Here is a 23205-nt window from a genome sequence, read left to right as displayed (position 1 = left end):
GATGACCTCAGGGGGAGGACGGCGCGCGCTGGTCGCGTTGCTCGCGATCGCGGCGGTCGCCGTGAGCGGGTGCAACAGCAAGAGCGGCTCAGGGAGCGGGCCGGTCCAGGACACCGGCGCGGGCTCGGTCTCCGGGCTGCCGGTGACGCACTTCGAGAGCGGTCTCAAGTCCGGCGCGCCGACCCCGAGCCTCGACGTCCGCAACGCCGACGGCGGCGAGGACGACAAGCTCGCCACCGCCGCGATCGACGACGTCCAGACGTACTGGGGCGAGATGCTCCCGTCGGACTTCGGCGTCCAGTTCGAACCGGTGAAGTCGCTGCTGTCCTACGACGCGAACACCGACACCGAGGAAACCGGCTGCGGCAGCGTCAAGAAGCTCGTGAACGCGTTCTACTGCCCGACCGACGACTCGGTGGCGTGGGACCGCGGCGTGCTGCTGCCGATGCTGCGCAAGCGGTTCGGCCCGATGTCGGTCGTCGTCGTGCTCGCGCACGAGTTCGGCCACGCCGTCCAGTACCGCCTCGGCGACAAGGCCGGGATCACCAAGAGCACCCCGACCGTGGTGAAGGAGCAGCAGGCCGACTGCTTCGCCGGCGGTTACTTCCGCTGGGTCGCCGAGGACAAGAGCAAGTACTACCAGGTGTCGACGTCCGAAGGCCTGAACCAGGTGATGGCGTCGATGTTCCTGATCCGCGACCAGGCGGGCACCAGCGCCGCCGACCGCGGCGCGCACGGCACCGCGTTCGACCGCACGTTCGCGTTCCAGGCCGGGTTCGAGAAGGGCCCGAAGGAGTGCGCGGCGATGAACACGGAGAACGTGAAGGCCCGGCTCACCGAGCGCCCGTTCGACAAGGGCGACACCGGCAAGGGCGACGCGAAGTTCAACGACCAGGCCGTCGAGCTGCTGAAGAAGAGCCTCGACGAGGCCTTCAAGGGCGCCGGCGTCGCGGCGCCGGAGATCAACGACGGCGGCAGCTGCACCACGACGGCCCCGGCGTCCTACTGCCCGGACGACAACTCCGTGAGCATCGACCTGGCGAAGCTGGCCGAGCTGGCCCAGCCGATCGACCGCGAGGCCGAGATGAAGGGCGAGGACCCGGGCGGCATGGGTGACTTCGCGGCGTTCTCCGAGGTCGCGTCCCGGTACGCGCTGGGCATCCAGAAGGGCGTGGGCGCGTCGATCGACAACCCGAACGCGGGCCTGCGCACGTCGTGCCTGGTGGGAGCGTGGGCGGCGTTCACGAACCGCCCGGGCGACCTGCGCCTGTCGGCCGGTGACCTCGACGAGGCGATCGCGGACCTGCTGCAGCCGGAGAGCCTGGTCTCGGCGGACGTCAACGGCAAGCGCCCGGACAGCGGTTTCGACCGGGTCGAGTCGCTGCGTCGCGGGTACCTCGAAGGCTCGTCGGTCTGCTCGAAGCAGTACGGCTGAGCTTCACCGGTTCGAAAGGCCCCCACCGCGAGGTGGGGCCTTTCGCGTCCGGAGGGTCTGTTTCAGCACGAACGGGCCACTCGCGCACCGATACGAACGGCCCACTCGTGCGTCCCTCTCCGCGACGGCCGGCTCGCGCCCGGCCACCCACACGCGAAAGGCCCCCACCTCGCAGTGGGGGCCTTTCGCGTACTCAAGCCGAATGCCGTGAGGGGCACCCTCAGGGACGTAAGAGCCATGAGGGTGCCCTTCAGGACATCGGCTCAGAAGAGGGCGCTCGCCAGGTCGCGGCGGGCCTTCATGACCCGGTCGTCGGCCGGGTCGAAGAGGTCGAACAGCGCGACCAGGTGCTCGCGCGCCTTGTTGCGGTCGTCGCCCGCGGTGCGGCGGACCACGTCGATCAGGCGCTTGAAGCTCGCCTCGACGTCGTTCTCCGCGATGTCCAGGTCGGCCGCCGCGAGCTGGGCGTCCAGGTCCGCCGGGTCCGCGTCGGCCTTTGTCCGGGCGTCCGGGTCCGCGGCCTCCGCTCGCGCCGTGAACTTGACCTGGGCCAGCGCGTTCTTCGCCAGCTCGTTGGCCGGTTCGACGTCGAGGATGCGCTCGTAGGCGGCCTGCGCGGCGGCGAAGTCGCCCCGCTCGAAGGCCTCCTCCGCCTCGGTGAAGCGCGGGTCCTCCGGCTCCTCGACCGGGCCGCCGCCGTTGGCCTCCGCCTCGCGGATCGCCGGCAGCTTGTCGCGCAGGGCGTCGAGCAGCGCGTTGATCCACTTGCGGATCTCGGGCTCGGGCAGCGCGCCGGAGAACGCGTCGACCGGCTGGCCGCCGCCGATGGCGACGATCGTCGGGATCGACTGCGCGCCGAACAGCTGCGCGATCCGCGGGTTGGCGTCGACGTCGACCTTCGCGACGATCCAGGCGCCGCCGGACTCGCCGGCCAGCCGCTCCAGCACCGGGGACAGCTGCTTGCACGGGCCGCACCACTCGGCCCACAGGTCGACGATCACCAGCTGGTGCAGGGACCGCTCCACGACCTCGGTCTGGAACGTCGCCTCGGTGACATCGATCACGGCCCCGGACGACGGGGGTGCGTCACCCTCCGGGCCGGGGCCGCTCGCGGGCGGGGCCGGCGGCCGGCGCGCCGTTTCGGCACGGGCCTTGAGCGCGGACAGGTCGACCGCGCCGGACAGGGCGGCGGACAGGGCCGCTGACTTCGCTGCAGATCCGCGTGGTTGTGTCACGGTTCCATCCTGGCACGCGCGCCGGAGTGTTTCACCGGGTGCCCGGCACGTCCGCTTGGCAGGACGGCGTGGCTGGGGCAGGCTCGGCCGCGTGCACATCCGGCGGGACGTCAAAGTGGGGCTTTCGATCGCCGCCGCCGTCCTCTGGATCGGCGCGGTGACGCTGCTGATCGTGCACGAACCGGACCCGGGCGCGGCCACCCCCGCCGAGCTGCGCGACCGCCTGGCCACCGCGCTCGCCGCCCACGATGCGGACGCCCTCGCCGGCCTGCTCGACTACCCCGGCTCCGGCGCGGGCGACTTCGCCAAGGACTACGCCGAGGTGCTGGCCGGCAACGGCGTCCACAGCGTCACGGTCCGCCTGGCCCCGGACGAGCGGGCCCCGACCCGCGCCACGGTCGACGGCGTCCTCGCCGACGGCCGCCCGTTCAGCTACCCGCTGACGGTGACCACCGACGACGGCCGCTGGACGGTCGCCTTCACCCCGCCGCTGCCCTGACCCCGAGCGCCCCAATGTGGCGTTGGGTGCGTTGGACGCACCCAACGCCACATTGGGGCGCATGGGGCTCAGCCGTCGCGGAGGTGGGCTTCGATCCGGTCCACCTTGGCCTCGAGCTGATCGGCGAAGCCGGGGCGGATGTCGGCCTTCAGGACGAGCCCGACGCGGGCCGAGCCCTCCCCCGCGGCCTCGACCGCGCGCTTGACGACGTCCATCACCTCGTCCCACTCGCCCTCGACGTTGGTGAACGCAAGCAAAGGGAACGGTCACGCGTCCTCGGCGACGACGACGCCGTCTTCATCTTCCACGACTTCCGTTCCGTCGTCGCGGATCCACCAGCTCACGCTGGCCTCTGCTTGATCGGGATCGACGCGATGCCGCGCTCACGCCTGTAGATGACCTCGCAGCGCGGGCATTGATGCGGAACGCCGCGTTCTCGGCGTTTCGCCAGTACGTCGAACACGGCCACCCCCTGGATGCCGCACAGCATCAGCAACGGCTCGCCGGGTTCCGGGATGCCGCGCAGCCGCGTCCGGTGCCACAGTCCGTCGATCACCGGGTGGATCGCCTCGGGATCGATGTGGATCACGGCGGACATGAGCTCTCCCTGGTGGTACGGCATGCCTGTAGTCTCGACATCACAGGCGGTCAGATGAACAGAGAGGGTGTTCGCTGGTGTTCGCAACGACCGAGGGCGAGTATGAAAACGGCGCCAGGCTGCGGGCAGCACGCGAGTACGTGAAGCTCAGCCTCGCCGACATGGCCGCCGCCACGAACTACTCCAAGACGTATTTGAGCCAAATCGAGACAGGCGTGCGACCGCTCCATCTGGACGTGGTGAGCGCGTACGAGCGGGTGTTAGGAGTCGGCATGCGACGCAAGGACATCACGCACCCGAAGCTCCGGAAGATCGAAGACGAGCAGCACCTCGCACGGATCAAGACGGCCGTCGAATCCGGCGACCCGGACATCTTCGCCGAGGGTCCGACGTCCAGCACGATCGACGCCGCGGTTGCGCCGATCGTGAACCCGGCCGGCGTCGAGCACTTCCGCACGTGGGCCGTCGATGGGAAGACGTCCACGCTGCGCGCCAACGCCGTGTCGATCGTCGGGTTTCTGCCGGGTCGTGAGAACGCCGATCTGGTCGCCCACGTACTGGACACCGACGAGCGCGTCCGGAGGTTGTGCCTCGCCTCCGAGGTGTCGCGGTTGATGCAGTATGACTGGACGACGTCCAAGCAGGTCGCGGCCGACCCGACCACCGCGCCGGACCCGCAGAAGCTCGCGGCCAAGCTCGCCAAGGAGGCCGTGTCCAAGGACTCCGAGGCGCGCTGGTGCGCCGGTTGGCTGCTCCAGCGCCTCGCGCCCGCGCTGGCCGGCTAGGGCGCACCCAACGCGGCATCCAGGCCCCGTCGATCCCTCGGCGGGGCCGCTTGCCGCGTCGTACACGTGACAGACCGTCATCGTTCCGTTACACACGGTGGTGTACATATGTCCTCACTTTCGGTTATCTGGTCACGCAGCGTCACCACGACGCAGCGCGACCACCGACCAGAGGAACAGACATGATCATGAACACCGAGCTCCGCACCGCGTTGATCGACGCGATCCGCGACGAGCGCGACAGCAGCGGCGATCGAACCCACTGGACGCGCATCATGACCGCGCTGATGGACACGACCCACATCCCGGACGGGCACGTCCTCGCGCCGACGACGGACATGGCGGAGGTCGACGGCGACGTCGACATCACCGAGGACCGCGACGGCTGCATCGAGCAGGTCATCGAGTTCTTCGGTCTCGCCCACCTCGCGGTTGCGAAGGAGTCGAACCGATGACCGCTCCCACCGAGCAGACGACCGAGACCGCCGTCGTCGTCAGCACGCCGAAGAAGCCACGTACCACCCGCTCCGCCGTCGCGACGACGAAGGCGACCAAGCGGCCGGGAGCGACGGAGACCGCTGTTGCCGTGAAGAAGGAGCAGCCCACCGCCGCACCGACGACGAAGCGCGAGGTCGCCGACGAGAAGACGCGCAAGTCGGTCGCGATCCGGCTGATGCGTGTGAAGGAGACCGGCTGGACCCGTCCGATGCTCGCCGAGCTGGCGTTCGGCAGCGCGGACGCGCACTACCCGGTGTGGCGGTTCCAAGAGGTGACGCGCGGCGGGTACGTCGAGCACGTCGACGCGATCGAGACGGCGTTGACGAACATCGAGACCGGTCTGGCGAAGCTGCCGGAGCGCGCGCCGCGGACGACGCCCGCGGGTCCGTCGAAGGCGGAACTGACGGCGCAGCTCGCACGGTTGACGCGCAACATCGAGTCGGTGCGGTCGCTCGCGGACACGATCTTCCAGAAGAAGGCGACCGCGGCGGAGAAGAAGCTGGCCCAGAGCGTGCTCAACCTGCTGGACGTGGAGTGACCGCGCGCTGGCGCGACCGGATCAACCCGAACAACAAGCCGGACATCCGCGCACCGCGCTGGATACTGTGGATGCTGGTCGCCGCGATGCTGATCGCGCTCGGCTACGCGGCGTGGCTCAGCTTCGGCGGCTGCGCCTGCCGCTGAACACGTAGATGCCCGGTGCACCGACCTTCCCCGTCGGCGCACCGGGCATCTTCGACTCTAGAACGTGTGTTCGAGAGGGTCAAGTTCAGGGTCCGGCGTAGTAGATCGTGCAGCCGGTGACCAGCTCGGCGCCGGACTCGTGGATCGCGTTGGTGGCGGAGCCCGCGTACCCGTACATCCGAATGGTCCCGCCCGCCGCGATGCGCTTGGTCACCGCGCACGACGTGTTGATACCGGACGCCGCGCTCGGTGTGCTGCTCTTGGCCCAGATATCTGAACTGCCCGTGCCCGCGATGAAGCAGTAGCGGTCCGCCGTGGTGGCGCTATACCGAATCGCAAGGCTGGTGACGTAGATCCCGCCGCGCGTCACGGTGAACACTCCGCTGGAGTGGCTGATGCCGGAGATGGTCGCTGGGTTAGTGCCGACGTACGGCGTCCAGTTGTTGATGAGGGTGGGCGTCGACAGCGCGAGGTTCGCGAGGATCGTCCACTCACCCTGTTCCGCGCCAAAGGTGATGTTGTTCAGGTCGGAGGCGCGCAGCTTCTGACCGGCAAAGAAAGCCATCTCTCCTCCTAGAAGCCAAGCACCGGTAGGTGCCAGACGGATACGTCGTCGCCGGTCGTTCGCGACGTAGGTAGCGCGTCGACGGTGAACGTCTGCGGATTCGTCGAACCGCTGCACGCGGTCGCGCGCACCTGGATGCCGCCGACGTTCAGGTAGAGCGGGAAGTCGTCGGCGGTGGTCGTCCACAGTGGACCGGACGGCGTCTTGACCTTGAGCGTCGTCACGCCGGCCACGGACGTACCGGTCACCGAGGAGCTGTCGGTATCGATTCGGCACAGCCACGTGTTGGTGTCGCCGGTCGTGCCTGCCGCCTCCGCGACGGCGTACGGGCCACCGGGGGTGCAGGCCAGTGTCAGCGTGTGCGCCTTGCCTGCCAACACTTCCGCATATCCGACGGCGAGCAGGTCGAGATCCGCACCGAGGACGAGAGCGTTCGGATTGTCGGCCACGACGCGGTCGTCGATGTCGACGGCCAGCATGTCGAGATAGAGCTGCGTCGAGTCGCGCGCGGCGCGCGCGAGGTTCAGCTCCATCGACGGGTAGCGCGGGTCATCGGCGGTGCCGACGTGGAGCAACCAGTACGCGCGGTCGGCGAGCTGTGTGTCCGACCAGAGGTTGAGCGTAACGCTCGTGTCGTAACGGCTGGCCACGGCGATCGAGTCGTCATCGGTGACCCGGACCGCCGAGCCGTCCTTGCGCTTCACCTCAACGTCGTTGAGCAGCGCCTGATCGTCCTTCGGGATCTTGAACGGTGGCGCGAGCTGGCCGGACGCGATATCGACGGTCAACACTGCGTCCTGGTTCCAACGCGACCGGCCGTAGCGGTAGACGAAGCCCTCAATGTCGCGGTCCTCGTAGAGCGTGGCGAGGTCCGCGGCCACCGACTCATCGATGATGGACAGCGCGGTGGCGACGGGCTGCGTGCCGACGTCCGTCCAGTCGGTCTCGATGTTCGGCCGCCGGATGAAGGTGAACGGAACCTCGTTCTCCGCGCACATTCGCTCGATGCGTTGGAACGTGGCTTCGGTGAAGATCTCGAAGGTCGGCGTGTCGGGGAACGAGTAGCCATTCAGTGGGGTCAGGAAGGTGAGCACGCCGTTGCTGAGGATGTCGTTGCGCAGCGCGATGTGCCCGAGTGAGCAGGCGGTGACCTGCGCGTACGGCGTGGCGTAGACGCCGCGCACGGTCCCGATGGTGCGTCCGGTGCAGGTGCCAGGACTGCCTCCCGCGCTGAGCTGTCCGACCTGAAGGCCGTCCGCGCGATAGTCGATGTCGGCGCCGTCCTGCGTCAGCTCCACCGAGAACATCCCCGATGTGCCGTTCAGCCCGGTGATCAGCGAGGACGATGTGTGCACGGCGGCGCGCCCCTGGTCATAGAAGACCAAGTAGAGGCGGCCGCTCGACGCCGTGCCATAGACGATGTCAACGAACCCGGCGGTGCCGGATAGCTGGATCTGCGCCAGTGTCGCGGCGTCCACCTCGCCGGCCTGTGGCACCGTCATGCAGAACAGCAGCTGGGCCTCGCCGGTCGCACTCGCGCCGACCACGCGCGGGCCGAACCAGCGGGAGACGTTCGGCTTCGCGATCGGCAGCGAACCCGGGAAGCTGGAGTCCGTTGCGAACTGCGGCGTGCCGGACGCGACGATCATCGCGTCCGGTGCGTCGGTCAATCCGGATGCGAACTGCGTAGAACCCGCCGCGTCTTCGCACGGAAAATACTGGAGATGCGGTGACGATCCGGTGAGCGAGAACAGAGTGGTGGTAAAGGAAGACTGCGCGTGCTTGAGCGGCGAATCCACCGGCGACGAACCCTGACCCAGACGTCGGCGCGGTCCGCCGCACTCGACGTAGGTGTTGATCTCCTTGCCGGTGACGTCGGTCTGGATCTCCAGAGTCGTGATTGAACCGGCGTAACGGTTGCTGCGTACCTCCCAGTCGTCGACGGTGACGGAGAACGGCACGTTGGTGTTACTTGCGTTGACGTTGACTCGAAATCCTGCGCTTCCCTTGGCGCGGTCGAGAAGCTCATCAAACGCGTAGCTGTCCTCGGTCAGCCAGTCGGCGGGCTCGGCGGACGCCGCTAGCCACACCCGCGTGCGGATCGTCTGGCCGGCCAGCTGGGCGCGCATCCGGATCGCCTGGCCGGTGAAGGCGAAGCTAGACACCGTCGTGGCGGACGTGATGGTGTCGCCGGTGCCGATGTGCGTCACGTCGAGCGTCATCACCTCGGCGGCCGAGATGTTCAGGCGAGCGACGAAGTAGTCCGTATCGGACACCCAGCCCAAGATCACGGCGGCGCTCACGCCCGCGCCGGTGACGTTCGAGAACGGGAAGGTGAACGTCACGGCGACGTCGTGGCTCGCGTAGAGCTGGCTGCCCTGGTAGGCGTACGCGGTGTTGTTGGCCGTCGCGAACGAGATGGTGGCGGCCGAGCCCGCGGTGGCGTAGCGGCTCGCCGTGGTCGAGAGCGACCACACGCCGCCGCGGTCGGCCGTGCCGAGTCCGTTCGACGTGGTGCGGGTAAAGGTGTCCTCGGCCACGCGGCACGCGACGCGAACCGGCGTACCGCGCACCAGCTTCTTGTAGTACGTCGAGAGCGGGTTGTCCGGTGAGTATGCACCGTCACTGTTCTTGATCGTGAACGTGCAGGACGACGGTGACGCCGGTGAGAAGCCGGTCGTCGAACTGGACTTGCCTCGCTGGATGCGCACGCCGTCGTCGAGCTTGATCCGGCCGGCCGACACGAGGTCGTTCCACGTGCCGTTCATGTACAGCTCAACGGCGATATCTTCGGGCGCGTAGGGGAAGTCGACCATCAGTTCGCCCCCAACACCGTCTGAACGTTGCCGCCCTCAATGCGGATGCGGTTCTTGAACCAGTCCATGAGCCGCTGGTCGCCGCCGGACAGGTCGATGACGATCCGCACCTCTGGCGCTGAGTCACTCGCTCCCGCGCGAGATCCGCCGCCGCGGCTGCTGGTACCGGCGGGGTTGACGAACGAGCCGACAGGGAGCTTCACCAGCTCCGGTCCCTGCTCCCCCACCCACGTCATGCCACCGCGTCCGCCACCGGTCGCGGCGTGGCCGATCGGACCGCCGTGCGCGTTGTGTCCGACGAAGCCGAATCCGGCCGGCGAGCTGGACGGCGCGTTGCCGATGATCTGGTTGATGTACGTCATGTAGAAGCGCTTGTACGTGTTGTCCGGCACGGCATCGAGATCACGCCGCACCTGCGCGATCACGTTGCTCGCGTGGTTCTCCATGAACAGGGACGCGTCGTAGTTGCCGGTGTATGCGTTGGCCGCGTTATGTGCCTCGTTCACCCGGTCGCGGATCGACGACGCCTGCTGCGCCGTCACCACGCCGGACTGCACCCAATGGTCCAGCGCGGCAGAGAAGTCCGAGTACGACAGCTGGCCGTTGAGCGCCGCGGCTTCCGCGCCGGCCACCGCCTGCGCAAGCCCTACGGACGCGTCCTTCGCCTGACCGCTGTTGACGCCGTACTGCTTGACCGCGTCGTTGTAGGCGGTCTGCGCGGTGTTGACCTGAGTCAAGGCGTTGAGCAGTCCGAAGACCGGGTCGGTGGCGGCTTGCAGCTGCGTCAAGTAGTCCGACAGCGCCGCGGCATTCCGCTGCTGGGCCTGCGCACTGCCGTCAGCCGCGTTCGCTGACTGCTGCATGGCGTTCGTGAATCCAGGCAGCTGGTCCCTGAGCTGCTTGACCTGCTGAAAGTTGAGACCCATGCTCGTGGTCAGCTTCTCGAACGCGGCGCCAGCCTCTGACGGTGACCGCTGCGCAAGCTGAGTGAGTGACTGGTCCAGTGCAGAGATCTTGTCCTTGGCCTCGGACATGGACACGCCGACCAGGTCGCTGCCGGGAATCAGGTCGTAGACGCCCTCGATGAACTTCGCGATGCCGCCGCCGTTAACCATCTCCAGCGACGTTTTCAAGTCGTCGAGGTTGCCGCCGAACACACGTGCGGCCTCGCCGCTGGCCTTGCCGGTCTGCGCGAAGCTGTTGAGCGCGAAGCTCAGCGCGTTGACGTTGGCCGCCTTGTCGGCGAACGCCGCGTCCAGCGCGAGCCCGATACCGGCGATGATGGCAGCACCGGCGCCGACACCGGCGATCGACTTACCGAGCCCCTTCATTCGACCGCCGAGATCCGTGGTCGGATCGCGCACGTCGGAGATGACCTGCTTGACCTTGGTCATCGCAGGCACGAGCAGGTTGTAGCCAGCCGAACCGAGGTCACCGATACCGGCGCCGAGGGTGAACAGCCGGTCGCCGGTGCTCAGGCTCTGATCGCTCAGACCCTTCAAGGTGTCCTGAACACCGGTGACCGTGTCGCGAAAGCCCATCGCTCGCGTGTCGACCTCGTCAGACGCCTCGCCGAGCTTGTGCAGACGGTCGGCGCCCTCCTCCGAGCGCTTCCCCATCTCGCCCGTGGCATCGCCAGCGCCCTTCACCGATTCCTTGAGCCGGTTGAATCCTCCGCCGGCCTCGGTCGCACCGAATCCGCCGCGCTCGATGCTGGAGTTGATCGACGTCATCGACTTGGTCCACGCCTGCTCGCTGTCACGTGCGGCGTCGGTGGCGTCGCCGGAGACCTGGCGGAAGATCTTCGTGGCCTCGTTCTTACCCTGCACCACGATCTCAACGGTGTTGCTCACGTTTCACTCCTTCCCAGGTCTTCTAGCTCCAGCAACCGAAGCAGCGACGCGTCGGCCGCGCGGATCTCTTCAGGCAGCTTCCCGAACCGTTGGCACAGACCGAGAATGAACTTGGCCTCCGCTAGCTCGCTCGGGATCCCGACAACGGTTCCATCGGAATCTGTAGCTCCTCCGACGGCTTTCCATCGGAGGACGGCGCTTTTGTGTCGTCGTCCACCTTGATCAGCATCGCCATGATCCATGCGCGGACCAGCGTCCAGAAGAAGTCCGGGTCCTGTCCGCGGATCGCGGCCACCGACACCGGGATCGGGTTATCCCTGTCGTCTTCGAGGTTCCACGAGACGACGGCGTCGGCGAGTCCCTCCCACATCTCCTGCATCCGCGCGTCGATCTCAGCCTTGGGAATGTCGCCAGCGCGGACCTTTGCCTCCCACTCACGCAACTCGTAGTCGTTGAACGTGAAGGTGTCGTCGATGGTCATCCGGCGCATGACGACCTCGAATCCGTCGTAGTCCGGATCCGTGAACTTCAGCGTCAGCGTCTTGCGCTTCGCCTTGAATCCCACCGGATCACGCCCACGTCGGCAGCGCGCCGTTCGCCAGCACGCCGGTGGTCTTCCACGTGAACTCGCCGCCGGACGCGCGGGTCAGCGCGTAGTCGGTGAAGACACACTCGTTCGCCAGCGTCTTCGACGCGATGCCGAGCGACACGGTGCGCTGGACGTCGGACGAGCTGACGGTGGAGAACACGTCGTGCGACTTGTCGGCATCCGGGTCGAACGTGCCACTGAGGTTGATCTGGAAGTCCGACAGCAGGAGCAACCGCTCCATCGCCGACTTGTCCACACCGGTCACGTCCTGGACGGCGCGCGGCGTGCTGAAGTCGAACTCGTGCACGTCGGTGCGGATGTCCTTGGCCACACCGCTGGAGTTGTCGACCGAGAGGGTCGTCCAGCCGAGGCCACTCTGCTTGCCAGCCATGATCTATCCCTTCTCGATCGCGTCGGCGATCTTTTGCTGGTGGGTCGCGAAGTCGTCGACCCAGTCCTCACCGTTGGCGTGGACGCGGTTGCCCTCGTTGGTCCAGCCACGGGTGTCGCCGCCGCGGACAACGAACAGCTCCGGCCGGCCAAGCGGCACCTCGTGCGCGGTGAAGCACTGCTGCCCCGGCGCGAACTCGAAGATCGTCAGACCAGCGGAGTTCCGGTGCTCACCGAACCGCCGGCCGGACAGGGTGCGGATGTACTGCGCCTGCCGCTGGCCGAGGTCGGTCGTCTCATCGATCGCCGACGCCCAACCGAACTCTTGCGCCTCACAGTCGACCTCGTCGCACGTGGCCTTACGCCAGTGCGTCGCACGCGGCGCGATGATCGAGTACGTCTTCTTGGCGTGCGCAGGAAGTAGTGGTTTGAGGATCATCAGAACACCACCGATGTCTGGTTGCGTGCGACGACCACGACGAAGCTCGCGCTGCTGAACGTCCCGGATGTCACGACCCGTAGGTAGCGCTTGACCGACTGGCCGCGCGCTGTCTGGATGCGCTGACTGGCTGGTGCGGACGTCACCGAGGTAAACGCACCGCCGGTGACGTCGGCGAAGCCGGAGCCCGCGGAGTCGGACTCTTGGAGCTTGATGACGACATTGGTGCCGGTCAATGCGGTCACCTCGAGGTACGCCTGCAAACCGAACGCCGACGTGCCGGTGACCGCGGTCGTACCGAAGTCGACGCCTGTTCCGGTGGCTGCGGCGGAGTCAGTCCGCACGCCGGCGGTGACCTGCTTGCACCACTCCAGTCCGTAGCCGTTCGCCTGCACCTCGACCTTGAACGTGAGCGAACCGTCCGCGCCTCGCGACGGGTCGTACCCGATCTGCTTGCCGACCATCGCCGCCGCGACGTTGCCAAGCGTGGCCCCGTGGCCGTAAATCAGCTCGACGTCGCTCGTCGGCAGCGCTGACAGCACCGGATGGGCCTGGCCCGGGTCCACGTTGAAGAACGCTGTGAACTGCATGTTGCCGTCGCGCGTGCCATATATCCGCTCCATGGCGGACTTGTTGATGCCGGTGACGTCCAGCACGCCGCGCGGACTGGCGATGCTGTCCAGTGCGCCGATGTCGCCGGACAGGTCGTAGCCGCCGACGTAGAGCCGGTCACCGAGGCCGGATTCCTTGCTCATGCTGCCTGCTCCCACACGTCGTTCACGGTCACCGGCAGGGTGATCGTCATGATCCGGTAGATGCTGCTGTCCTGATTGAGGTAGCCCGCGTCCGCACGCGCGCCGGTGTTCAGCTCGACGTTGCGCGCGTTGCCGCCCAGCTCGAAGTCACCGCTGTACGCGGTCATGAGCTGGTCGACACCGTCCAAGATCCGCGGGTCGATCTCGTCCTGTGGTTCCGTGATCATGTCCACGCGGAGACGCACGCTGAACGTGATCGTGATCGAGGTGGACGCCAGACCGGATCGTGCCGGGACAACGTTCTCCGACCAGATCTCGCAGAAGAGTCCCTTGCCCGGCGCGGACTTGTACTCGTGCGTGTTGACCTTCTCGAAGACGCCGAGCGTCAGCGCGTGCGAGACCAGTTCGTTGAGCAGTTCGTTGATCCCGATGCTCACTGGATCCTCCCCACGTACCGCGCCAGCACGGTCTTCGCGATCTGGCCGGCCTTCCGGTCGAGCTGCTGCGTGACCTTGCGGAAGGTGGCGTAGCCCTTGAAGCGCGAGCGCGCGTTGTGGCTGCCGGTGCCTTCCAGCCACGGGCCGTACACCGAGCGCTGGTCGTCGACGCGGACGAGACCGGCCTGCGTGGCGACGCGCAGCTTGGATACATACCGGCCGGTCGGATGCCGCAGCACGTGACCGAGCTGCGAGCGGAGATCTTGCTCGGCGATCACGCCGACCTGGTGCTCGATCTCGCGCATGGCGTCGTCGAGGATCCGGCCGGGGTCGCCGTTGAAGAGAGGCCCTGAGAGACGCATCAGACCACCCCCAACCGGATACGTCCGAGGTCGTCCTCCACGCGCGCCCACAGTGAACTCAGGGCCACTCCGGACGCGCCACGGGCGTTGTCGCCGCTGCCGACGACGCGGGCGTAGCCGGACCGCTCCTGAAGGATCGTGTCCAGCGCCTGCGCACGCGCCAGTGACCGAACCTGCGCGGGCGGGTTGAAGCGATAGACCGGTGCGGAGATCGAGTGGGTGGCCGCTGTCGTCCCCAGCGCGCCGCGCGTCACCGTCAGCAGCGTGCCGCGGTAGATCGTCGCGCCGACATCGTGGCCGGCCAACGTCGATCCGTTCCACGCGCGGGTCACGATGAGCGAGTTGCCGGTGATCTCGTCAACGCGCAGCTGCTCCGCGTCGATCATCACCGTCTCACCGCGGCTGAACACGGTGCCGTCGGTGACCTTTACGACCTGGTCGTTCTTCATCACGGTGAGCGCGTCGGTCTGAACGGTCTGCGTCGACGCGGTCCACGAGCGTTCGGTGACGAGCATCCGTTCCGACTCGACGCGAAGGATCGAGCCGACGCCGACGGACCACGGGTCGGTGACCGTGATCGCGGTGTTGATCGTCGATCCGACCGCGCTGGCCAGGACGCCAACCACGGACTCGTCGAGGGCGCATCCAGCGAACACGCCGGTGATCGCCACGTCGTGCTGATGACTGTCGCTCTGTCCGAACGTGGCGGGACCGTCGAGCAGCAGCTCCAGACGGTCGAACGGCGGACCCTGATTGACCGGCTCCAGGTTGTACTGGTCCAGCGTGATCTCAACGGTTCCGGACGTGACACGGGTGGCCGAGATCAGCTCATCCTCTTCGAGCCAGAGACGGTAGCTGGTGCCGTTCTGCGGAGACGGCCAGTCGAAGTAGCGGGTCCCGGTCCACGGGTAGAACACGCGGTGGGTGCAGCGCTCGATCTCGCGGGACGCGGCGTCGATGGCCTCGTCAACCTGCCATTCGGCGCGCGCCGTCTCGTTGACGTCCAGCGCCAGCTTCACGCTCTCGCGTGTGCAATAAAAGACGCCCATTACCTGTGCCCTTGCTTTCTTGGCCGTCCGCCCGAAGGCGGAGGGTGTGAGCTATATGAAGTTGTTCAGTGCCAGGACGGATCCATCTCCGGCCGCCAGCCGTCGGACGGGCAGAACAGCCCGCCGTCCGGCCGGACCTTCAACGGCTCGCCGTCGTGCGGGCAGGCGCGAGGCGGCTGGCTGACGTAGTCGTCGTGGTCCTGACGGGCCCGTCGGATCACCTCAACCAGCTGCTCCCACGCCATCGCCCTACTCGTCCTTCGCGTCGTCGGCTTCGAGCCGCGCGAGCAGCTCCGGCTTCGTGCCGCTCTTCGGCAGCTCGCGCCGCTCCAGTTCCGCGGAGAGGTCCGCGGCGGTCCAGTCGCTGTAGTCGACCGGTTCGGCCGGCGAGTCGGTCTCCTCGGAGGACTCAGCGGCGTCGTCGGCCGGCCGGTTCCAGTCGGAGTTCTGGAAGAACTTGCCGTCCAGACTCGGGTCGTCCTGCGGCTGGACCTCGTACTCGTTGCTCGGGCCACCAGCCCGCGTGATCTTCGGCATCAGGCAGCCACCAGCGTCGCGCCGTCGTCGACGGGAACCCAGGTCACGTACCACTTGATGACGCCGTCGGTACCCGCCGAGACGGACTCGATCTGACCGGTGTCCATCACGACCGGCGCCACGAGCAGTGCCGCGCCGATAGCGAGGGACGCGCCCTTCTTGGCCACGAGGATCTCGCCGACGGCGGTGTCGGTCGTGCCGATATCCGTCGCCGTGCAGAGATCCGAGTTGGAACCGGCCGTCGGGTTGTGCTGCAGCTTGTACGAGTTCGCCACGGTGATCGCGGTCGTCACGCGACCGACGATCGACGTGACCGACACGAGCCCACCGGCGATGGTGAACAGCGGGATCGTGGTTGCGGCCAGCGTGCCGGTCGACTTCGCGACGACGTTGCCGAGGATGCCCTGTGCGAACGCCTTGTTCGGGTTCAGCTGGCTCATACGATCACGCTCGGCAGGTTGGAGGGCTTCCGCATGCTGTGCAGGTCACGCAGGATCGCCGTGACCAGACCGGAACCGGTGGACGTCAGCTTGACGAAGCCGTAGCCGTCGCTCAGTTCCGGCGCCTCAACCTCAACGACCGCACCGTTTTCGGCGGTCGCAGCCGCGGTGACCATCGTCGACGCCGCGTTCTGCGTGTGCAGCGTCCAGACGCCGCCGACGCCGTTCGAGGTCCAGTACCGCTCGATGGTGGCCAGCACCTGCGCGGTGCCGCCACCGGCCGTCTTGGCCTCGGTGAGGGTGTACGTGTCGCCCGCCGCGCCCGCGAGGTAGCAGAGGAACGAGACGCCACCGGCGTCACGCAGGTTCACGTACACGCCGTCGGCGATCGCCACGGCGTTGAACACTCGTCCGAGTGCTTCCATGTTTCACTTCTCTCCGGCAGGGGTGTGAATGCCTGCCTGGTCAAGGCGGGCCAGGGGTTCTAATGCCTGACCCGCCTGATACCAGCTACGGCCGGGTGGCGAGCTGGACGAACGGCGACAGCGTCGCGCTGTTGTTGTGCGGGGTGATCGGGCTCTCCAGCCACGGACGACCGTCGTTCCGCTGGATCATGCGGTAGGTGGTCTTGTCCGAGGTGAACTTGACGTGCTCGCTGGAGTCCACCGTCATCTGCTGACGGTCGCCGATGAGGTACATGCCGAAGTCCACGAAGGACAGGTCGCCCTGGGTGCCCAACGCGGCCGGCGCCTTCTCGTCCATGATCACCGGCCGGCCGAGCAGCGTCAGCACCGGCGCGTCCTGACCGTTGGTCAACCAGACCGCGGAACCGCCGGTGCCGACCGCCAGCGCCATGGTGGCCAGCTCGACGAAGACGTCCGGCGACGCGACCCACACCGCACGAGCGATGCTGGAAGGCAGCATCCGGCAGTACATCCGGAGGATGTTCTCCCACACGATCGACGCGGTAGCTTGGCCGGCCTCCGCCGCGACGCTGATGATCGCCTGGTTGCCCGAGTTCAGCGCACCGAGCGGGGCGCCGACGCCGTTGGCGGACAGGAAGTCGAGATCCTCATACCAGGCGAGGGCCTCCGGGAAGATCTCGTTGATGAAGACGCCGAACGCGCCCCAGTCACGCACCAGCTCGTTGGTGACGTGCGCGAGCGCGGTCTGCTTGGTCGCCTCCAGCTTGATGCTGCCGAAAGTCGCGGCCGACTCGGCCAGCTCGGCGCCCTCTTCGGTGCGGTAGACCACGACACCGCCGAAGACACTGGAGACGCGGGACGTCTCGTCGATCTTCGGGAACCGCAAGGTGGCCGACGCCATCGGAATGACGCGGGCTCGCGGCCGCACGACCGACGTGGTGAGCGACATGCGCAGCAGCTCGGAGCGGAACTCCTCCGGCACCAGGAATCCGCCCTCGGACGGGACCTTCTCCTGGTAGGCGCGGATCTGCTCCAGCTTGCCGACGGTCTCAGCGCTGTTGTGCGCCTTGTTCCACACGGCCTGGAGGTACGCGGTCACGTCCGGGAAGAGACCGTCCAGCGGCGCACCGACGGCCTTCTTGTTGTGCAGCTTGGCGTATCGCACGACCGGATCGCCGGTCGCGGAGAAGTCGAGCTTCACGCCCTTCTTGCTCTGGTCGTTCTTCTCCATGAACTCGGCCATGACGAGCTGGACCTGCTCGCGCACCTGCGCGCCGATCTCCGGGTCCTTCTTCGCGACGTTGCCCGCGTAGTTCCGGATCAGGTCCTGGAACGGCTTGCTGTCACCGTTCTGCATCGCGGCGAAGATCTCGCCGGTCTTCTTCGGGTCCGCGAGCAGCTCCTCCAGCTCGGACGGACTCGTCGGGATTGCCACGGTCACGAGACCGCCTCCTTAACTAGCTGGCGGAACTGGTCCGCGTCGAACACGAACGCGGGAGGCTCGTGCTTGTTGATGACCACCGGCGTACGCGCGGTGGGAGCCTTGGACTCGGTCAGCGAGTCGGCGAGCTTGGCGGTCACGGCTTCGTCGGCCGTGTACCAGGTCTCGGCCTGCATGGTGGTGCGCCAGTCATCACTGGAGCCGCCCGCGCGGCCGGCGTAGATGTCGGCGATGTTGGTGCTGGTCTTGTCCAGGAGATCGGCCATCTGCCGCACGTCCGCGGCGTTGCCGGCCACGACCGCCATCGCGTCGTGGATCATCCACATGGAACCCGGCGCGGTCGCGACCGTGTCGCCAGCCATCGCGACGACGGTCGCCGCAGAGGCGCACAGACCGTCGACGACGACGTTCACCGTCGCGTCCAGGTTGTGGAGACTGGCGTGCATGGCCAGCGCATCGAACACGTCGCCGCCCGGCGAGGAGATCCGAACGGTCACGCTGTCGGCGTCGATCGCCTGGAGGTCGCGCACGAAGTCCGCGGCCATGACGCCCCAGCCGCCGATCTCGTCGTAGACGAAGACCTCGGCGGTGTTGTTGGCGAGGTTGCGAATCTCGTACCAGCCGGGCTTCTTCCCGGCCGTAGCCGTGGCGAAGTTCCGCGGCGTCAGCTTCTGGTGTTCCCGGCGGAGGTACGGCGGAACGGCCATCACGGCGCCTCCGGTTCCGGGTCGTCGAAGTGGGGTTGCGTCCACTCGACGCACTCGTCTCGCGTGCCGTCGGCCTGATACGGCGAGCGCTGCGCGTCGCGACAGCGGAAGCACTCGACGTGGTACTCGTCCGGGTCGTCGCCGCCGGGGTCGTTCCACGGCGTTGTGATCGCGGTCCACTCGGGCCAGTTCATGCTCCCGCTCCAATCGCGAGAAGGTTGGTGATCCGCTCGGCGAGCGCTTGGACCGGGTCCGGCGCTGGGAGCGCTGCGGCATCGCGCATCGGCATGACCGGCAGGCCGCACGCCAACGCGGCGGCATCCGGCTCCACGCCCGCATCGATCAGGGTTTTGAACGAACCGGCCTGCGCCGTCAGCGTGGCGTTCTCCAGCTCGGCGTCCTGCGGGATCGGGTTGCAGTAGTTGAAGTACACGCCCTGGCCGGTCGCGCCGAAGCGCGGCAGGAACTGCGTGTTGAGCATCGACTTCCAGCGCTCCAGCCGGCCGACGACCAGACGGCGCGCGAACGTGTAGTCCGCGGCGAGCGCGTTGGCGCGGTTGACGTCGTCGCTCTGCCCGAGCATGTGCTTGTGGATCCGGTACGCCTCGCGGACGTTGTCACGCGACGCCGCCTGCAGCTCGGTGAACTGCATGTCCTTCTGCGAGAAGGAGTTCGAGACCCACTTGCCCTTCTCGATGATCGCCACGCTGTGCGCCTTCGAGACACCCTTGTGTTGCTCACCCCAGCGCTTCAGGACCCTGTCGAAGTCCGGCTCGGACAGGTTGTGTTCGTACTCGATGATCCCGCCCGGCTCGGCCGAGTTGAGGAAGAAGTTGCGGTTCCACTCGGCGGAGTACCGGATGCCGTCCAGGTCGGCCATCAGCGACTGGACCGGACCCATGCCGCGGAACGGATCGCGCGGGTTCGGCAGCTTAAGCCGCAGCACCTCGTTGATGGAGAGCGGAACCTGCTCGCCGTCGGGACTCGCGAACCAGTAGCCCGAGATGAACGACTCCGGGTCCGGCACCACGTTCATTCGGTCCGGACGCACCGGCCAGATCTCGCGCGGCATCGTCATACCGGGGTCGTAGAAGTCCATGACGCCCCAGCCCTCGCCGACCAGGTCCACGTGCTGCTGGACGGTCTCGACGAACTCCTGCCGCCCCATGAACGGGTTGGGCTGGTTCCAGACCTTGAGCGCCAGGTGATCCGTGACCTCGCGCGGCTCCTCCTGTGCGACGCGACCGCGGCCGTCGTGGGTGCGGTACATGCCCCAGTCGACGGCGGCGGTGGCCTCGGCGAGAAGCGAGACGATCGAGAACATCGTGGAGACGCCCTCCATCACGGAGAGCTGCGCCTCGCGGTTGCCGCGGGTCAGAGCGCCGGTGAACGCGTCGGTTAACGCGTTGCCGCGCCGGGAGGGTGAGAGAGGGACCGGGGTGCGGGCTGAGACGAGGTCGGCCAGTCCGCCGAGGACGGACCTCACGGCCGGTCCTCGGACAGGAACTGGAACAGCAGCAGCGACACGCCGACGGCGACCATGCCCCACGTCAGCGAGTTGATCCAAACCGCGGCGTCGATGACGCCGATGCCCGACACGCCGAGGATGCCGCGCCGCGCGCCGACGACGGCGTCGTGCAGGCGCTTCCCCGCCCAGCGGGCGCGATCAGCCAACCGGCGCATTGAGGCCACCTAGGAATTAACTCGGAAATTCGAGAGAGAATTAAAACAATGGCATCTATTGCAGCCTGCGAACGTTCAGCGTCCCACCGATATCGCGGTCAGCGACAATATAGCGCATCGCATCGCACCCGTGATCGTCTTCTTTTCTTGGGCTTTCCTTGAGCGCCTTTCCGGAGCGCTGGTCCCAGACGTATCCCGGGATTTCGTCCAATGTGGACAGCGGTCGCTTGCCCTCTTGGAGCAGCGGGTCAGGCTCGTGCAGCGCGTTCCGGTACACGTACAGCCGTGGCCGGCCGTCGTCGGCGACGCGGAACCGCGAGGCAACGGCCTGGATGCCGTCCGAGACGGCCTTGTGCGCGGGCTTGGTGTCCATGCCGAGGTGCCGCTCCAGCGTCGCGCGGTCCTCGGCGTCGTGGTCGCAGATGATCGCGTCCGGCTGCGGCTCGGTCCACTCCCGCTTGCCCGTAAGCAGCGCGGCCAGGGGATCGTCCTCGGTGTCCTTGGCGCCGCGGACGCGCCGGGTGACGATGCGAAGGATGTCGCGGGCGTGGTCCTCCACCAGCCGCTGCGTCCGGTACAGCTCGCGGTACAGGTACAGGCGGCCGTCCTCGTCCTCCGCCCAGCACTGGAGCACGAACGGGTTGGTGAACCCGAAGTCGACGGACCAGAAGCGCCGCCAATGAGGCTTGAGTGGCCAGTCGGCGCGGTTGATCACGTTGACGAACGGGTTGTACGTGTCCTGGTAGATGCCGCCCTCCGCGGCGACCCACTTCCCGTAGCGCAATCGTTGCTTCCGCACGCCGGTCAGGGCGTCCAGCTTGGCGATGTACGAGCCGCCGCGCTCGGTGAGGGTTCCGGCGTCGTCGAACAGCGTCGGGTTGTCCTCGTGGCGGGAGTCGAGCATCACGGTCGTGCCGCCGTCGGCGCGCTGCTTGAGCCAGTGCGTCGGCCGGTCCGGGTTGCAGTCCGCCAGGAGCTGCTGGAACGAGATGCGGTTGTTCCGGAGCCGCGTGGTCAGCGCCTCCCAGTCCTCGATGTCGAGCTCGGTCGCCTCCTGCACGTAGATCACGTCGTACTCGGTGGACATGATCTTCGTGGGCTTGTCCATGCCGCCGATGACGACGGACGAGCCGTTGTGGAACTTGTACTGCGCGGGCTCCTGGCGTGAGCCGCCGTAGTACACGCAGAGGCCGGCCGCGATCACCTCGGCGGCGACGTCCTTCTTCCACGTGGCGAGCGCACTGGAGGCCAGGGAGACGGCCGTCTTCCGGATGATCAGGCCCTTGAAGCCCGAGTTCTTAAGGGCGAGGGCGAGCAGCTTCTCCAGGCAGGCACGGGACTTGCCGGTTCCAGCGGGGCCGGAGACCAGCACCTCACCGGCGCGCTCGTGGAACAGCGCGCGGGCGGTGCCGCGCGGCTTGTACCGGTGCCGGAGGACACGTTCGGCGGACGGATTAGCTTTGACTTCGGAATTTGGCTGGAAGTCGGTGGGCTCCGTGGTCGGAAAGCCGCAAGTGACCCGCAACTCTTCGTAACTTTCACGTGCTCCATTGTTGGAGCCATTGTTCGTGCCATTGTCGATGACATTGTTTGTGGTCACGACAATGCATCCATATCTACACCTTCAATGACGAGGTGTACGCCCGTGGTCTGGACCATTGTCGGCGCGTCGAGACCCAGCAGCTTGCGACGCGAGGCGCTCAGCTTCTCAAGCCGGTCGATCGCCTGCAGTGCGATGGCGTCGTCGATCACCTTCTCGCCGTCGATCGCGAGCCACTCCCCCTCGCGGTAGATGTAGTGCCGACGTTCGAGGATCTCGTTTACCTTGAGGATTAAGGAGTCGAGACGGGCCAGCTCCATCTCGCGATACGAGTCGGCCGCGTCCTGCCGCGCCTCACGCGACTCGGTGAGCGCGCGCTGGATGTCCACGCCCGCCTGAATGTCCGGTCGCTGCCCGCCGTACTCCAGCTCGGTGCCGATCTCGGCGAGCGACCAGCCCTTCACCCGCAATGACAACGCACGAGCACGTCTATTTGCCACAATAATGCTCTGCGCATTTACTTTATCATTCATTGTGTTGCCTCATTCACACAATTAAACTGCACAGTGCATTACACGGTTGGCGAAATCGTACGTCGATGCACACTCGTTGACACTTAGAGCTAGCCGCAAGTGACCCGCAACTCTTCGTAACTTTCACGTGCTCCATTGTTGGAGCCATTGTTCGTGCCATTGTCGATGACATTGTTTGTGGTCACGACAATGCATCCATATCTACACCTTCAATGACGAGGTGTACGCCCGTGGTCTGGACCATTGTCGGCGCGTCGAGACCCAGCAGCTTGCGACGCGAGGCGCTCAGCTTCTCAAGCCGGTCGATCGCCTGCAGTGCGATGGCGTCGTCGATCACCTTCTCGCCGTCGATCGCGAGCCACTCCCCCTCGCGGTAGATGTAGTGCCGACGTTCGAGGATCTCGTTTACCTTGAGGATTAAGGAGTCGAGACGGGCCAGCTCCATCTCGCGATACGAGTCGGCCGCGTCCTGCCGCGCCTCACGCGACTCGGTGAGCGCGCGCTGGATGTCCACGCCCGCCTGAATGTCCGGTCGCTGCCCGCCGTACTCCAGCTCGGTGCCGATCTCGGCGAGCGACCAGCCCTTCACCCGCAATGACAACGCACGAGCACGTCTATTTGCCACAATAATGCTCTGCGCATTTACTTTATCATTCATTGTGTTGCCTCATTCACACAATTAAACTGCACAGTGCATTACACGGTTGGCGAAATCGTACGTCGATGCACACTCGTTGACACTTAGAGCTTCTATTTTCTTGTGCCGGGTGTCGTCCCCGCCCTCATCTTCACCGCCTGTTGCCACCACTACTCAGCCATACGATGAAGACGATCGTCCCCACAACCGCCGCCGCTACAACCAGTCCGACGACGACCACGGCGACGAGATGAGCCGGCTGAAGTCCGTTCA

The 23205-nt window shown here is 66.7% G+C and carries 30 protein-coding genes and 1 pseudogene; 6 read left to right on the top strand and 25 right to left on the bottom strand.

Annotated features, from left to right (window positions below):
* Position 1 precedes the first annotated feature (1 nt).
* Positions 2-1435, top strand: coding sequence for a neutral zinc metallopeptidase (locus MUY22_RS20755; RefSeq protein ID WP_247061781.1), 1434 nt, complete (start codon positions 2-4; stop codon positions 1433-1435).
* Between the two features lie 263 nt (positions 1436-1698).
* Here MUY22_RS20755 and MUY22_RS20750 read toward each other — a convergent pair whose 3' ends face one another.
* Entirely contained in the window at positions 1699-2670 is a 972-nt protein-coding gene (locus MUY22_RS20750) for a tetratricopeptide repeat protein (protein WP_247061779.1), read from the bottom strand.
* Positions 2671-2761: 91 nt separating this feature from the next.
* On the opposite strand from MUY22_RS20750, the gene MUY22_RS20745 reads away from it, so the two are divergent.
* On the top strand, positions 2762-3169 hold the full coding sequence (locus tag MUY22_RS20745; RefSeq protein ID WP_247061777.1) for a hypothetical protein: 408 nt from the start codon (positions 2762-2764) through the stop codon (positions 3167-3169).
* Positions 3170-3237: 68 nt separating this feature from the next.
* On the opposite strand, the pseudogene MUY22_RS20740 reads toward MUY22_RS20745, so the two are convergent.
* Positions 3238-3417 (bottom strand): annotated as a pseudogene (locus tag MUY22_RS20740) (MTH1187 family thiamine-binding protein); the annotation flags it as partial.
* A 92-nt stretch (positions 3418-3509) separates the two neighbouring features.
* The gene (locus MUY22_RS20735; protein WP_247061775.1) at positions 3510-3767 is read right to left on the bottom strand and encodes a hypothetical protein; all 258 of its coding nucleotides are present in this window, start codon (positions 3765-3767) and stop codon (positions 3510-3512) included.
* A 77-nt stretch (positions 3768-3844) separates the two neighbouring features.
* Between MUY22_RS20735 and MUY22_RS20730 the strand changes: the two genes are divergently transcribed.
* The 4 genes from MUY22_RS20730 (at position 3845) to MUY22_RS20715 (ending at position 5734) form a co-directional block, all read left to right on the top strand.
* Complete coding sequence (locus MUY22_RS20730; RefSeq protein ID WP_247061774.1) at positions 3845-4552, top strand: helix-turn-helix domain-containing protein; 708 nt, start codon at positions 3845-3847, stop codon at positions 4550-4552.
* Between the two features lie 182 nt (positions 4553-4734).
* On the top strand, positions 4735-5007 hold the full coding sequence (locus tag MUY22_RS20725) for a hypothetical protein (protein ID WP_247061773.1): 273 nt from the start codon (positions 4735-4737) through the stop codon (positions 5005-5007).
* Complete coding sequence (locus MUY22_RS20720; RefSeq protein ID WP_247061772.1) at positions 5004-5588, top strand: hypothetical protein; 585 nt, start codon at positions 5004-5006, stop codon at positions 5586-5588. The genes MUY22_RS20725 and MUY22_RS20720 overlap by 4 nt, the downstream gene beginning before the upstream one ends.
* Positions 5585-5734, top strand: a complete 150-nt coding sequence (locus MUY22_RS20715) for a hypothetical protein (RefSeq protein WP_247061771.1) — start codon at positions 5585-5587, stop codon at positions 5732-5734. The genes MUY22_RS20720 and MUY22_RS20715 overlap by 4 nt, the downstream gene beginning before the upstream one ends.
* A gap of 85 nt (positions 5735-5819) precedes the next feature.
* On the opposite strand, the gene MUY22_RS20710 is transcribed toward MUY22_RS20715, so the two are convergent.
* The 22 genes from MUY22_RS20710 to MUY22_RS20605 form a co-directional block, all read right to left on the bottom strand.
* On the bottom strand, positions 5820-6299 hold the full coding sequence (locus MUY22_RS20710) for a hypothetical protein (RefSeq protein ID WP_247061770.1): 480 nt from the start codon (positions 6297-6299) through the stop codon (positions 5820-5822).
* Between the two features lie 8 nt (positions 6300-6307).
* Complete coding sequence (locus MUY22_RS20705; protein WP_247061769.1) at positions 6308-9115, bottom strand: hypothetical protein; 2808 nt, start codon at positions 9113-9115, stop codon at positions 6308-6310.
* Positions 9115-10968 (bottom strand): hypothetical protein, encoded by a 1854-nt coding sequence (locus MUY22_RS20700; RefSeq protein WP_247061767.1) that lies wholly within the window; start codon positions 10966-10968, stop codon positions 9115-9117. Before MUY22_RS20700 ends, MUY22_RS20705 begins: the two co-directional genes overlap by 1 nt.
* A gap of 121 nt (positions 10969-11089) precedes the next feature.
* A complete protein-coding gene (locus MUY22_RS20695; protein ID WP_247061765.1) occupies positions 11090-11533 on the bottom strand; it encodes a hypothetical protein in 444 nt (147 codons plus the stop codon).
* Positions 11534-11537: 4 nt separating this feature from the next.
* Positions 11538-11948, bottom strand: a complete 411-nt coding sequence (locus MUY22_RS20690) for a hypothetical protein (RefSeq protein ID WP_247061763.1) — start codon at positions 11946-11948, stop codon at positions 11538-11540.
* 3 nt (positions 11949-11951) lie between these two features.
* Complete coding sequence (locus MUY22_RS20685; protein ID WP_247061761.1) at positions 11952-12386, bottom strand: hypothetical protein; 435 nt, start codon at positions 12384-12386, stop codon at positions 11952-11954.
* The gene (locus MUY22_RS20680) at positions 12386-13141 is read right to left on the bottom strand and encodes a hypothetical protein (RefSeq protein ID WP_247061760.1); all 756 of its coding nucleotides are present in this window, start codon (positions 13139-13141) and stop codon (positions 12386-12388) included. The genes MUY22_RS20685 and MUY22_RS20680 overlap by 1 nt, the downstream gene beginning before the upstream one ends.
* A complete protein-coding gene (locus MUY22_RS20675; RefSeq protein WP_247061758.1) occupies positions 13138-13578 on the bottom strand; it encodes a hypothetical protein in 441 nt (146 codons plus the stop codon). Before MUY22_RS20675 ends, MUY22_RS20680 begins: the two co-directional genes overlap by 4 nt.
* Complete coding sequence (locus tag MUY22_RS20670) at positions 13575-13940, bottom strand: hypothetical protein (RefSeq protein WP_247061756.1); 366 nt, start codon at positions 13938-13940, stop codon at positions 13575-13577. Before MUY22_RS20670 ends, MUY22_RS20675 begins: the two co-directional genes overlap by 4 nt.
* Positions 13940-14959, bottom strand: a complete 1020-nt coding sequence (locus MUY22_RS20665; protein WP_247061754.1) for a hypothetical protein — start codon at positions 14957-14959, stop codon at positions 13940-13942. The genes MUY22_RS20670 and MUY22_RS20665 overlap by 1 nt, the downstream gene beginning before the upstream one ends.
* 95 nt (positions 14960-15054) lie before the next feature.
* Positions 15055-15234, bottom strand: coding sequence for a hypothetical protein (locus MUY22_RS20660; RefSeq protein WP_247061753.1), 180 nt, complete (start codon positions 15232-15234; stop codon positions 15055-15057).
* Between the two features lie 4 nt (positions 15235-15238).
* The gene (locus tag MUY22_RS20655; protein WP_247061752.1) at positions 15239-15526 is read right to left on the bottom strand and encodes an SAP domain-containing protein; all 288 of its coding nucleotides are present in this window, start codon (positions 15524-15526) and stop codon (positions 15239-15241) included.
* A complete protein-coding gene (locus MUY22_RS20650) occupies positions 15526-15966 on the bottom strand; it encodes a hypothetical protein (RefSeq protein WP_247061751.1) in 441 nt (146 codons plus the stop codon). The genes MUY22_RS20655 and MUY22_RS20650 overlap by 1 nt, the downstream gene beginning before the upstream one ends.
* The gene (locus MUY22_RS20645) at positions 15963-16391 is read right to left on the bottom strand and encodes a hypothetical protein (RefSeq protein ID WP_247061750.1); all 429 of its coding nucleotides are present in this window, start codon (positions 16389-16391) and stop codon (positions 15963-15965) included. The genes MUY22_RS20650 and MUY22_RS20645 overlap by 4 nt, the downstream gene beginning before the upstream one ends.
* Positions 16392-16476: 85 nt before the next feature.
* On the bottom strand, positions 16477-17832 hold the full coding sequence (locus MUY22_RS20640; RefSeq protein WP_247061749.1) for a phage major capsid protein: 1356 nt from the start codon (positions 17830-17832) through the stop codon (positions 16477-16479).
* Positions 17829-18539 carry a head maturation protease, ClpP-related gene (locus MUY22_RS20635; protein ID WP_247061748.1) on the bottom strand — a complete coding sequence of 237 codons (711 nt, stop codon included), beginning with the start codon at positions 18537-18539 and terminating at the stop codon, positions 17829-17831. Before MUY22_RS20635 ends, MUY22_RS20640 begins: the two co-directional genes overlap by 4 nt.
* Positions 18539-18733 (bottom strand): hypothetical protein, encoded by a 195-nt coding sequence (locus tag MUY22_RS20630; RefSeq protein ID WP_247061747.1) that lies wholly within the window; start codon positions 18731-18733, stop codon positions 18539-18541. Before MUY22_RS20630 ends, MUY22_RS20635 begins: the two co-directional genes overlap by 1 nt.
* A complete protein-coding gene (locus MUY22_RS20625; protein ID WP_247061746.1) occupies positions 18730-20025 on the bottom strand; it encodes a phage portal protein in 1296 nt (431 codons plus the stop codon). Before MUY22_RS20625 ends, MUY22_RS20630 begins: the two co-directional genes overlap by 4 nt.
* Positions 20022-20222 (bottom strand): hypothetical protein, encoded by a 201-nt coding sequence (locus MUY22_RS20620; RefSeq protein WP_247061744.1) that lies wholly within the window; start codon positions 20220-20222, stop codon positions 20022-20024. The genes MUY22_RS20625 and MUY22_RS20620 overlap by 4 nt, the downstream gene beginning before the upstream one ends.
* 55 nt (positions 20223-20277) lie before the next feature.
* The gene (locus MUY22_RS20615; RefSeq protein ID WP_247061742.1) at positions 20278-21822 is read right to left on the bottom strand and encodes a phage terminase large subunit; all 1545 of its coding nucleotides are present in this window, start codon (positions 21820-21822) and stop codon (positions 20278-20280) included.
* The gene (locus tag MUY22_RS20610; protein ID WP_247061740.1) at positions 21819-22238 is read right to left on the bottom strand and encodes a hypothetical protein; all 420 of its coding nucleotides are present in this window, start codon (positions 22236-22238) and stop codon (positions 21819-21821) included. Before MUY22_RS20610 ends, MUY22_RS20615 begins: the two co-directional genes overlap by 4 nt.
* 238 nt (positions 22239-22476) lie before the next feature.
* Entirely contained in the window at positions 22477-22896 is a 420-nt protein-coding gene (locus MUY22_RS20605; RefSeq protein WP_247061740.1) for a hypothetical protein, read from the bottom strand.
* Between the last annotated feature and the right edge of the window lie 309 nt (positions 22897-23205).

This window comes from Amycolatopsis sp. WQ 127309 (genome assembly GCF_023023025.1).
Taxonomy (GTDB): Bacteria; Actinomycetota; Actinomycetes; order Mycobacteriales; family Pseudonocardiaceae; genus Amycolatopsis.
The sequence above is the reverse complement of the archived record's forward strand: the minus strand, read 5'-3'. Positions and strand labels throughout refer to the sequence as shown.